Annotated in this window: 10 protein-coding genes; all 10 read left to right on the top strand. The window is 70.5% G+C overall.

Annotated elements, in window-relative coordinates; genetic code table 11:
• Positions 1–1112 (top strand): GAF domain-containing sensor histidine kinase (locus tag VFM98_RS25135; protein ID WP_325112621.1); only part of this gene is annotated, 1112 nt, incomplete at its 5' end.
• Positions 1109–1795, top strand: a complete 687-nt coding sequence (locus VFM98_RS25130) for a response regulator transcription factor (RefSeq protein ID WP_325112620.1) — start codon at positions 1109–1111, stop codon at positions 1793–1795. The genes VFM98_RS25135 and VFM98_RS25130, both read left to right, overlap by 4 nt.
• Before the next feature lie 190 nt (positions 1796–1985).
• On the top strand, positions 1986–2276 hold the full coding sequence (locus VFM98_RS25125) for a DUF2249 domain-containing protein (RefSeq protein ID WP_325112619.1): 291 nt from the start codon (positions 1986–1988) through the stop codon (positions 2274–2276).
• 33 nt (positions 2277–2309) lie between these two features.
• Complete coding sequence (locus VFM98_RS25120; RefSeq protein ID WP_325112618.1) at positions 2310–4586, top strand: nitric-oxide reductase large subunit; 2277 nt, start codon at positions 2310–2312, stop codon at positions 4584–4586.
• A 50-nt stretch (positions 4587–4636) separates the two neighbouring features.
• A complete protein-coding gene (locus tag VFM98_RS25115; RefSeq protein WP_325112617.1) occupies positions 4637–5116 on the top strand; it encodes an Rrf2 family transcriptional regulator in 480 nt (159 codons plus the stop codon).
• Positions 5113–5448 carry a metal-sulfur cluster assembly factor gene (locus tag VFM98_RS25110; protein WP_325112616.1) on the top strand — a complete coding sequence of 112 codons (336 nt, stop codon included), beginning with the start codon at positions 5113–5115 and terminating at the stop codon, positions 5446–5448. Before VFM98_RS25115 ends, VFM98_RS25110 begins: the two co-directional genes overlap by 4 nt.
• Positions 5445–6554 carry a hypothetical protein gene (locus VFM98_RS25105; RefSeq protein WP_325112615.1) on the top strand — a complete coding sequence of 370 codons (1110 nt, stop codon included), beginning with the start codon at positions 5445–5447 and terminating at the stop codon, positions 6552–6554. The genes VFM98_RS25110 and VFM98_RS25105 overlap by 4 nt, the downstream gene beginning before the upstream one ends.
• 2 nt (positions 6555–6556) lie before the next feature.
• Positions 6557–7750, top strand: coding sequence for an NnrS family protein (locus VFM98_RS25100; protein WP_325112614.1), 1194 nt, complete (start codon positions 6557–6559; stop codon positions 7748–7750).
• Positions 7751–7974: 224 nt separating this feature from the next.
• Positions 7975–9462: a copper-containing nitrite reductase gene (nirK, locus tag VFM98_RS25095; RefSeq protein WP_325112613.1), complete on the top strand. Its 1488-nt coding sequence runs from the start codon at positions 7975–7977 to the stop codon at positions 9460–9462.
• A gap of 643 nt (positions 9463–10105) precedes the next feature.
• Positions 10106–10289: hypothetical protein (locus VFM98_RS25090; RefSeq protein ID WP_325112612.1), on the top strand; the 184-nt coding region annotated here is incomplete at its 3' end.

The following is a 10289-nucleotide window of genomic DNA, read 5'->3' as shown; positions in this document are numbered from 1 at the left end:
CCGCCGATGCGTCGGCGGTGCGCCTGTGCGGGCAGGAGCCGCGGCGCTTCCTGCTGGTGGCGCACGAGTTCCTGCCCGACGACATCGCCGCAGCCGGCGCCTGCATCGAATCGGGCGCCTGCCACTGCGGCGAGGTGACGGCGCAGTCGCAGACGCGCGTGATCCCGATCGCCGACGCGACCCGCCCCACGCTGGGCCACTGCGCCCGCGCCGGCTTCGCCACCGTGGTGTCGGTGCCGGTGCGCATCCACGAGCGCCTGCTCGGCGAGGTGAACCTGTTCTACCGCCGCAAGCTGGCGCTCTCGGGCGAGGACCGCGACCTGCTCGATGCGCTCGCCAGCCACCTCGCGAGCGCGCTGGAGAGCCAGCGCGCCGCCGCCCTCGAACGCGAGGCCGCGGTGGCCGAGGAGCGCGGCCTGCTCGCGCGCGAGCTGCACGATTCGATCGCCCAGTCCCTGCTGTTCATGAAGATCCAGGTCGGCCTGGCGCGGCAGGCGCAGCAGCGCGGCGACCACGCCGCCGTCGAACGCGGCATCGCGGAACTGGAGACCGGCGTGCGCGACTGCTACGCCGACGTGCGCGAGCTGCTGCTGCACTTCCGCACCCGCACCCAGGCCGAGGACATCGAGCCGGCCCTGCGCACCACGCTGCAGAAGTTCGAGCACCAGACCGGGCTGCCCGCGCGCCTCGTCATGGAAGGCCACGGCGTGCCGCTCGCGCCCGACGTGCAGGTGCAGGTGCTGCACATCCTGCAGGAGGCGCTGTCCAACGTGCGCAAGCACGCCCATGCGAGCCAGGTCGAACTGCGGGTGCAGCCGGCGCCGCACTGGCGCTTCGAGGTGCACGACGACGGCGCCGGCTTCGACGCCGCGCGTGCCGGCGCCGACGCCACCCAGGTGGGCCTGCGCATCATGCAGGAGCGGGCGGTGCGCATCGGCGCGCGGGTGCAGGTGCGCTCGGCCCCGGGCGCGGGTTGCACGGTGACCCTGGAACTGCCTGCCAGCGGGCCGGGGGCCACCCCGGCCGGCGGCCCGGCGGCCGCGCTCGCGGCATCTGCCACGGACCCTGCCCCGGCACCGGCTGCGCCAGCGCTGGCCGCCCAAGGAGAATGACAATGCCCGCCCCGGTCCGCCTGCTCGTGGTCGACGACCACACCCTGTTCCGCCGCGGCCTGGTGGCCCTGCTGGCGGCCGACCCCGGTGTGGAAGTGGTGGGCGAAGCGGCCGACGGCGTCGAGGCGGTGCGGCGCGCCCGCGCCCTGCAGCCGGACCTGGTGCTGCTGGACAACCACCTGCCCGGCGCCACCGGCATCCAGGCCATCGCCGAACTGCGCGAGGCTGCGCCGCTGGCGAAGATCGTGCTGCTGACGGTGAGCGAGGACGAACAGGACCTGCAGGCCGCGCTGCGCGCGGGGGCGAACGGCTACCTGCTCAAGACCATCGAGGGCGACGTCTTGGTCCACGCGATCCAGCGCGTGATGCGCGGCGAGCCGGTGATCAGCCCCGAGCTGATGACGCGGCTGGTGGCCGCCCTGCAGGCGCACGGCGGCCAGGCGCTGACCCTGGGGGCCCCGGAGCCGACGCCCCACCCGGACGGCGCGGCGCAGCTCTCCCCGCGCGAGCACGAGGTGCTGCAGGAGATCGCCCGCGGCGCGAGCAACAAGGAGATCGCCCGCACGCTGCAGATCGCAGAGACCACCGTGAAGATTCACGTGCAGCACATCCTGCGCAAGCTCGGCGTGAGCTCGCGGGTGCAGGCGGCGGTGCTGGCGAGCGGCGGCCAGGCGCGCCCCTGAACGTTGGCTCCCCGCACGCGGGGACCCAGGGCCCGGCGCCCCGCCCGCGCGGGGACGACCGCGTGGCGTTGCGGCGGTGGCGGTGAAAGGTGCATTTGAAATGGACCTTTGACCCAGATCAAATGGCCCCGGCGGCCCTTCCGCGATATTAGGTGCATCCCAAATGCACCTTATGAGGCAAGGAGCCACGATGACCCAGACCGCAGTCCGCATCGACGCCCAGTCGATCCCGCCGCACGTTCGCCACGCGACGATCTTCGCCACCTTCGGCGAGCTGGCCACCGGCCAGGCGATGGAGCTGGTGAACAACCACGACCCGCGCCCGCTGTACTTCCAGTTCGAGAACTTCGTTCCCGGCCAGTTCGAGTGGACCTACCTGGAGGAAGGCCCGCAGACCTGGCGCGTCGCGATCAAGCGCATCAAGGCGGGCAGCGCCTACGACGGCGGCAGCAGCTGCTGCGGCGGGGGCTGCGGCGGCTGAGCAAAGGCGACCTTGCAGAGGAACGAGAACACCATGACACGCAGCAATACCCTGTGGCGCTGGCTGGCACTGATCTTCGTGCTGTCCTTCGGCTACCTGTCGTACCTGGGCTGGCAGATCTACCAATCGGCGCCGCCCATCCCGCAGAAGGTCGTCAGCACCGACGGCCAGGTCCTGTTCACCGGTGAACAGATCCAGAAGGGCCAGCAGGTCTGGCTCGCCTCCGGCGGCCAGCAGCAAGGCTCCGTCTGGGGCCACGGCGCCTACGTCGCGCCCGACTGGTCGGCCGACTGGCTGCACCGCGAAGCGACCACCCTGCAGTCCCTGCGCATCAAGGCGATCACCAACGACGCCTCCGCGCTGAAGGCCTCCGAGCGCGGCGCCATCGACGCCGCCGTGAAGGAGGAGATGCGCACCAACACCTACGACAAGGCGACCGGCACGGTCACCGTGTCGCCGGCGCGCGCGCAGGCCATCCGCGAAGTCGCGGGCCACTACGACGCCCTGTTCGGCGACGCCGCGTCGCTGGACAAGCTGCGCGAGCAGTACGCCATGCGCAGCGGCGAGATCCCCGAGGCCGCCGACCGCCAGGCCCTGACCGCCTTCTTCTTCTGGAGCTCCTGGGCCGCCGCCGCCGACCGCCCGAACGAGACCGGCGTCTCCTACACCAGCAACTGGCCGCACGAGCCGCTGGTGGGCAACACCATGACCACCGCCTCGGCGATGTGGTCGATGGCCTCCATCATCCTGCTGCTCGCCGGCATCGCCGCCATGCTGTGGCTGCACGGCGCCGGCCGCCACGAGGAGGAATCCACGCCGCCCAAGGCCGACCCGCTGCTGGGCCTGACCGCCACGCCGTCGATGAAGGCCACCCGCAAGTACTTCTTCGTGGTCGTGGGCCTGTTCCTGGCGCAGATCGGCCTCGGTGCCATCACCGCCCACTACGCGGTCGAAGGCCAGTCCTTCTTCGGCCTGCCGATCGGCGACATCCTGCCCTACGTGACCAGCCGCACCATGCACACCCAGCTGGGCGTGTTCTGGATCGCCACCGCCTGGCTCGCCACCGGCCTGTTCATCGCCCCCCTGCTGGGCGGCAAGGAACCCAGGTTCCAGAAGCTGGGCGTGGACGTCCTGTTCTACGCGCTGCTCTTCATCGTGGTCGGCTCCAACGCCACCGGCTGGCTGGGCAACCTGCAGCACCAGGGCGTCGACTTCTCCTTCTGGATCGGCAACCAGGGCCTGGAATTCACCAGCATGGGCCGCGTCTGGCAGATCCTGCTGTTCATCGGCCTGCTGTTCTGGGCCCTGCTGCTCGGCCGCGCCCTGTGGCCCGCGCTGACCAAGCCTTCGGAGAGCCGCGGCCTGATCGCCATGGTGTTCCTGTCGGCCGTCTGCATCGGCGGCTTCTACGCCAGCTCGCTCGCCTGGGGCCAGCACACGCACTACTCGATGGTCGAATACTGGCGCTGGTGGCTGGTCCACCTGTGGGTGGAAGGCTTCTTCGAGGTGTTCGCCACCGCCGTCATCGCGCTGATCTTCACCAAGCTGGGCCTGGTGCGCGCCGCGAGCGCCAACCGCGCCATCATCGCCGAGACCATCGTGTTCCTGTTCGGCGGCATCCTGGGCACGCTGCACCACCTGTACTGGACCGGCACGCCGGTGTCCGTGATCGCTGCCGGCGCCGTGTTCTCCGCGCTGGAAGTCGTGCCGCTGACGCTGATCGGCCTGGAAGCGCTGCAGAACTGGAAGCGTTCGCAGGCGACCCCCTGGCTTGCCGCCTACAAGTGGCCCGTGCTGTTCTTCGTCGCCGTGGGCTTCTGGAACACCGTCGGCGCCGGCCTGCTGGGCTTCGCGATCAACCCGCCCGCCTCGCTGTACTACGTGCAAGGCCTGAACATGACGGCTGCCCACGGCCACGCCGCCCTGTTCGGTGTCTACGGCATGCTGGGCATCGGCCTGATGCTGTTCTGCCTGCGCAACCTGTACGCCCGCAACCTGCATGCGGACAGCCTGCTCAAGCCCACCTTCTGGACGCTGAACATCGGCCTCGGGATGATGGTCTTCCTGTCCCTGCTGCCGGCCGGCATCTACCAGGCCTGGGCCAGCGTCACCAAGGGCCTGTGGTACGCCCGCTCGCCGGAGATCATCCACTCCAGCGTGATGGAAACCCTGGTCTGGCTGCGCGTGCCGGGTGACATCGTGTTCGCCATCGGCGGCGTGTTCCTCGCGGTCTACGCCTTCCGGCTGCTGCGGCGCGGCACCTCGCCGCAAGCAGTACCGACCGGCGAAATCGCCACCGCGACGCGGTAAGCAAGCAGCAAAGGCCGGCGCAAGCCGGCCTTTGCCTTCAGGGAGCCCCCATGAGACTCACCACCTTCACCGACTACAGCCTGCGCGTGCTGATCTTCCTGGCCGCCCAGCCCAAGGACCGCGCCACCATCGCGCAGATCGCCAACGCCTTCCAGGTCTCGGAGAACCACCTCGTCAAGGTGGTCCACTTCCTGGGCAAGCAGGGCTGGCTGAGCAACGTGCGCGGCAAGGGCGGCGGGCTGGAGCTGGGCATGCCGCCCGAGGCGATGGTCGTCGGCAGCGTGGTGCGCGAGACCGAAGGCATGAACCAGCTCGCCGAATGCTTCGGGCAAACCGACGGCGACTGCGCCATCGCCCCCGACTGCCGCCTGCGCGGTATCCTCGGCGAGGCCATCGAGGCCTTCTACGAAGTGCTGGATCGCTATACCCTGGCGGACCTGGTCAACAACCGGCACAAGCTCGCGCAGGTGCTGTTCGTGGACCGGGACGCCGCAGTCCGCAAGGCGCGCCGCGCGCCCACCGCACCATGACCGACGAGAACCGCTTCCTCTACGACGGGCCGCAGGAGCTGCTGCCCACCCTCGTCGCCGCGCTCGAACGGGTCGTGGACCCGGAAGTGGCGATGAACATCGTCGACGTCGGCCTCGTGTACGGCGTCGTCGTCAAGGACAACCGCATCGACCTGAACGTGACCATGACGTCGGCCGCCTGCCCCGTCACGGACATCATCATCGAAGACATCGAAACCCAGCTCGATCGGGACCTGCCGCCCGACATGCTGATCCACGTGGAGCTGGTCTGGGAGCCGCCATGGACGCCGGAGCGCATGAGCGAGAAAGCCCGCGGCTTCATGGGCTGGTGAACCCGCGCGTCGCCCTCGGCGGCGCGCTGGTCGCCTGCGTGGCCGCGTCGCTGCTGGCCGGCATCGCCGGCGGGCTGCTGCGCGTGGGCATCGCCCTGCCGGTGGCCGCCGACGCGCCCTGGCTCACCCGTGCCGCGCTGTCGCACGCCGCGCTCATGATGTGCGGCTTCATGGGCACGGTGATCTCGATCGAGCGCGCCGTCGCCTTCAAGCACGCGGGCGCCTGGCTCGCCCCGCTTTCCTCCGGCCTCGCGGCACTCGCCCTGCTGGCCGATGCGCCGCAGCTGGCCGCCCTGCTCTTCGTGCTCGGCTCGGGCGTGTTCGTGACCGTCAACGTGCTGCTGCTGCGCAAGCAGCCGGCGGCCCACACGGCGCTGCTGCTCGCGAGCGCCGTGGCCTGGTTCACCGGCAACGTACTGCTGGCCCTGGGCGCCAGCAGCACCGCCGTCCTGCCCTGGTGGTTCGCCTTCCTGGTGGTCACCATCGCGGCGGAGCGTCTCGAGATGACGCGCCTGATGCGCCGCCGCCCCGGCGCGCAATTGGCCCTGCACCTCGTGCTCGCGTTGCTTGCCTGGGGCGCCGCCCTCTCGGCGCTGGCGCCGCGCGCCGGCGGCGTGCTGTTCGGCGCGGCGCTGTGCGCCCTCTCGGGCTGGCTGCTCGCCTTCGACATCGCGCGCCGCACCGTGCGCGCCGAGGGGCTTTCGCGCTACATGGCCGTCTGCCTCCTGAGCGGCTACGTGTGGCTGGCGATCGCCGGCGTGGCCTGGGCCTGCACGGCGCTCGGCCTGGGCGCGCGCGACATCGCGCTGCATGCGCTGGGGCTGGGCTTCATCGTCAGCATGATCATGGGCCACGCCCCGGTGATCCTGCCTGCCGTCACGCGCGTGAAGCTCCAGTGGGGCAACTTCTTCTACCTGCCGCTCGCGGCCCTGCACCTGTCGCTGATCGAGCGGCTGGCCGCCGGCAGCTTCAATTTCCAGCTGCGCGCGCAGGGCGCGCTCTTCAACGCACTGGCCATCGCCCTGTTCGCCGCCACCGCGGTGGGCGCCGCGCTGGCCTGGCGGCAGCGGCACGGGCCGCGCCGCGTCACCAGCACCCGACCATGACCATGAGCAGCCTCCCCCGCATCGACCGAACCCCCGCGCGCACCGCGCCGGCCGGCTTCGCACTCTGGCAACTGGGCTTCCGGCCCTTCTACCTGCTGGCCAGCGCCTTCGCGGCCGTCTCCATCGGCCTCTGGGCCCTGCAGTTCACCGGCCACCTCGCCGCCCCCTATTTGCCCGGCGCGCTGTGGCATGCGCACGAGATGCTGTTCGGCTTCGCGCTGGCGGTGATCGTGGGCTTCCTCTTCACCGCGGGGCGCAACTGGACCGGCCGGCCGACGCCCACCGGCGGCAAGCTGGCGGCGCTGGCGCTGCTGTGGCTCGCGGGCCGCGTGCTGGTGCTCACGCCTTACGGGTGGCTCGCCGCGGCGGCCAACACCGCCTTCCGGCTGGCGGCCGCGATCGCGCTGGCCATCCCCTTCGTGCAGGCCCGCAACAAGCGCAACTACTTCTTCGTCGGCCTGCTGCTGCTGATGGCCGCGGCCACGCTCACGGTGCACCTGAACCAGCTCGGCGCGATCGCCCTGCCCGCCTGGGCCGGCATCCAGGTGGGGCTGGACGTGGTGCTGTTCATCCTCTGCGTGATGGGCGGCCGCGTGATCCCGATGTTCACCATCAACGGCGTGCCCGGCGCGGCCTCGCGCCGCCACCCGAAGCTGGAGCCGGTGGCGCTGGGCTCCGTGCTGGCGCTGCTGGCCGCCGATGCGCTGGGTGCACCGATGTGGCTGGTGGGCACCATCGCCGCCGTAGCGGCGGTGGCACACTTCGCGCGCTGGATCCTGTGGCAGCCGTGGGTGACGCTGCGCACGCCGCTGGTGTGGGTGCTGCACCTGGCGTATGCCTGGATCCCGGTGCACCTCGCGCTGCGCGGGTTCCATGCGGCCGGCTGGGTGGCTTCGTCGGCGGCGGTGCACGCGCTCACCGTGGGCGCCATCGGCGGGCTGGTGATCGGCATGATCACGCGCACCGCACGCGGCCACACGGCGCGGCCGCTGCGCGCCGATTGGCGCGACGTGACCTGCTATGTGCTGGTCGCGCTGGCGGCCTTCGCGCGCGTGATCGTGCCGCTGGTGGCACCGTCGCACATGATGCAGGCCGTGCTGTGCTCCGCCGCGCTGTGGACCGCCGGCTTCGCCATGTACTTCGTCTGCTACTGGAACGTGCTCACGCGCCCGCGCCTGGACGGCCAACCGGGCTGACGCGCCGGCACCGCAACCCTTTCCTGCCCTTGGAGTCCGCACGGTTCGCCCTGCGGGCTTTTTTTCGTCTGGGGGGCGGACTCTGAAGGTGTATTGCGAATGCACCTTCGATTGCGCTGCATCAAATCACGACATCCGGGAAAACCCTAAATTCACATCAACGGCTCACGAGGCTGTTGGTCCCGCGGGGGCCCCACCCGCGAACAAAAGGCAAGGTATTTCAGATGTCGTCCCGCATCTTCGCCCCCCTCCCCATCGCCGCCGCCGTGGTGCTCGCGGCCTCGCCCTTCATCGGTTCCATCGGCGCCACCGCGCTGACCTCCGAGCGCGCCGTTGCCGCCACGGCCCCGGCCGCCGCCGCGAAGCAGGCCACGCAGCGCATCGTCCTGAAGACCGGCATGGCCGAAGGCAAGATGGTGTACCTCGACGCGCAGGGCAAGGTGAACCCGGTGCTGCGCGCGAACGTCGGCGACACGGTGGAGATCACCATCTCCAGCGGCGAAGGCGCCGAGCACGACATCGTGATCCCGGAGCTGGACGTCGCCTCCAAGAAGTTCAGCGCCGCGACCGGCGCCGTGAAGGTGAGCTTCCAGGTCACGCAACCGGGCAAGTTCAGCTACTACTGCTCCGTCCCCGGCCACCGGCAGATCGGCATGGAAGGCGTGCTCGAAGTGACGGGCAGCGCGTCCGCCGCCAGCGCTCCCGCCGCCAAGCCCACCGCGGTGCTCGGCGCCGCCGCCGCCGCCGCGCCCGCGCCGCTGGCGCCCGCTGCCGCCGGTGCGGTGAGCGTGGCCAGGGACCCGGCCGCCGTGCCGCAGGCGATCGGCAAGCGCGCGCCGCAGCTGGTGAAGTACAGCATCGAGACGGTGGAACTCGAAGGCAAGCTCGATGACGGCACCACCTTCACCTACTGGACCTTCGGCCGCAAGGTGCCCGGCCCCATGCTGCGCGTGAAGCAGGGCGACACGGTGGAACTGCAACTGTCCAACGCCGCCAACAGCAAGGCGATCCACTCGATCGACCTGCACGCCGTCACCGGCGGCATGGGCGGCGGCGCGCACACGCAGGTCGCGCCCGGCCAGTCGAAGACGATCACGTTCAAGGCGCTCAACCCCGGCCTGTACGTCTACCACTGCGCCACGCCCTCGGTGGCGCACCACATCTCCGCCGGCATGTACGGCCTGATCCTGGTCGAGCCGCCGCAAGGCCTGCCCAAGGTGGACCGCGAGTACTACGTGATGCAGGGCGACGTGTACACCACCCACGCCGCCGGCGCCAAGGGCCACCAGGAGTTCAGCGACCAGCGCGCCTCCGACGAGCTGCCCACCTACTTCACCTTCAACGGCGCGGTCGGCGCGCTGACGAAGGAATACAAGATGACGGCGAAGGCCGGCGAGACGGTGCGGGTGTACTTCGGCGTCGGCGGCCCGAACAAGGTCTCCTCGCTGCACCTGATCGGCGAGATCTTCGACCGCGTGTACAGCGAAGGCGCCACCAACACCGTCAAGGAAAACGTGCAGACCACGCTGGTGGCCCCCGGCGGCGCGACGATCGTGGAGTTCAAGGTCCAGTACCCCGGCAGCTACCTGCTGGTGGACCACGCCCTCTCGCGCGTCGGCAAGGGCGCCGCGGCCGCCCTGGAAGTGACCGGCGCAGCGGACGACAGCGTCTACAAGGCTTCGCACACCGACCATCCCTCGATGGCGCACTGATTGTCTCCTCGGGGCCCTCCAGCCCCGTTCCAGCCCGCTTGGCGCAAGCCTCGCGGGCTTTTTTTCGCCTGTCGTTCAGGCCGGTGGGGCAGCGGGGTCGTTGGTCTGGCCGACCCGGAGGGGGTTTGTCCGCCTCACTCCATGTCCCCCGGCACTGGCTGAAGCCAGTGCCTCCTCCTTTACTTCCGGAGACGGACAAACCCCCTCCGGGCCTGCATCGCGCGATGAACGGGCCCCGGCAACCCGGGCCCGTCGTACGCACGGCGCAGCGCTGCGTCACGGCTCGTGGAGGAACCGATCGCCCCTCGCTCCCACGCTGCAGGCGCAGGACGGGTTTGTCCGCCTCCGGAAGTAAAGGGGGAGGCGCGGGCGCGGCGCCATCACGGCCAACGGTTCCCATCCGCGCCGGAGGACATGGAGGAGGCGGACAAATCCGTCCTGTGCCGGGCCGAGGGCAACGAACGCAGCGCGGCACAGATGGCGCGATGGACTGTGTCGCGCGCATCGATCGCGCGCAGCTGAATTCGGAAGCACTGGATTCCCGCCTCCGCGGGAATGACGGAGAGGGGGTGTTCAATCTTGATGGCCATCAAGTCGGCCCGGCGCCGCCCGCCTATCAAGAACAGAGAACACGGGAGCGCATGTGAACACGGCACGAGCAGCGCCGCGACGCGGCATGGGGGGCGGCACGCCCTGGCTGGTGGTCCTGGCCGTCCTGGCGGGCGTGGTGCTGGGAATCGGGGGCTATGCCTTCGTCTACGCCCAAGGCCATTCCTACCTGAGCGCCGAGCCGCGGGTGTGCGCCAACTGCCACATCATGCAGGCGC

The sequence above is a fragment of the Ramlibacter sp. genome (assembly GCF_035706265.1).
GTDB lineage: Bacteria > Pseudomonadota > Gammaproteobacteria > Burkholderiales > Burkholderiaceae_C > Ramlibacter.
This window is presented reverse-complemented; position numbering and strand designations above follow the sequence as displayed.

Bases quoted from the DNA above. Each gene is read 5' to 3' on its own strand.
- VFM98_RS25130 (WP_325112620.1), top strand. From the start codon at position 1,109: ATGACAATGCCCGCCCCGGTCCGCCTGCTCGTGGTCGACGACCACACC.
- VFM98_RS25125 (WP_325112619.1), top strand. From the start codon at position 1,986: ATGACCCAGACCGCAGTCCGCATCGACGCCCAGTCGATCCCGCCGCAC.
- VFM98_RS25120 (WP_325112618.1), top strand. From the start codon at position 2,310: ATGACACGCAGCAATACCCTGTGGCGCTGGCTGGCACTGATCTTCGTG.
- VFM98_RS25115 (WP_325112617.1), top strand. From the start codon at position 4,637: ATGAGACTCACCACCTTCACCGACTACAGCCTGCGCGTGCTGATCTTC.
- VFM98_RS25110 (WP_325112616.1), top strand. From the start codon at position 5,113: ATGACCGACGAGAACCGCTTCCTCTACGACGGGCCGCAGGAGCTGCTG.
- VFM98_RS25100 (WP_325112614.1), top strand. From the start codon at position 6,557: ATGAGCAGCCTCCCCCGCATCGACCGAACCCCCGCGCGCACCGCGCCG.
- nirK (WP_325112613.1), top strand. From the start codon at position 7,975: ATGTCGTCCCGCATCTTCGCCCCCCTCCCCATCGCCGCCGCCGTGGTG.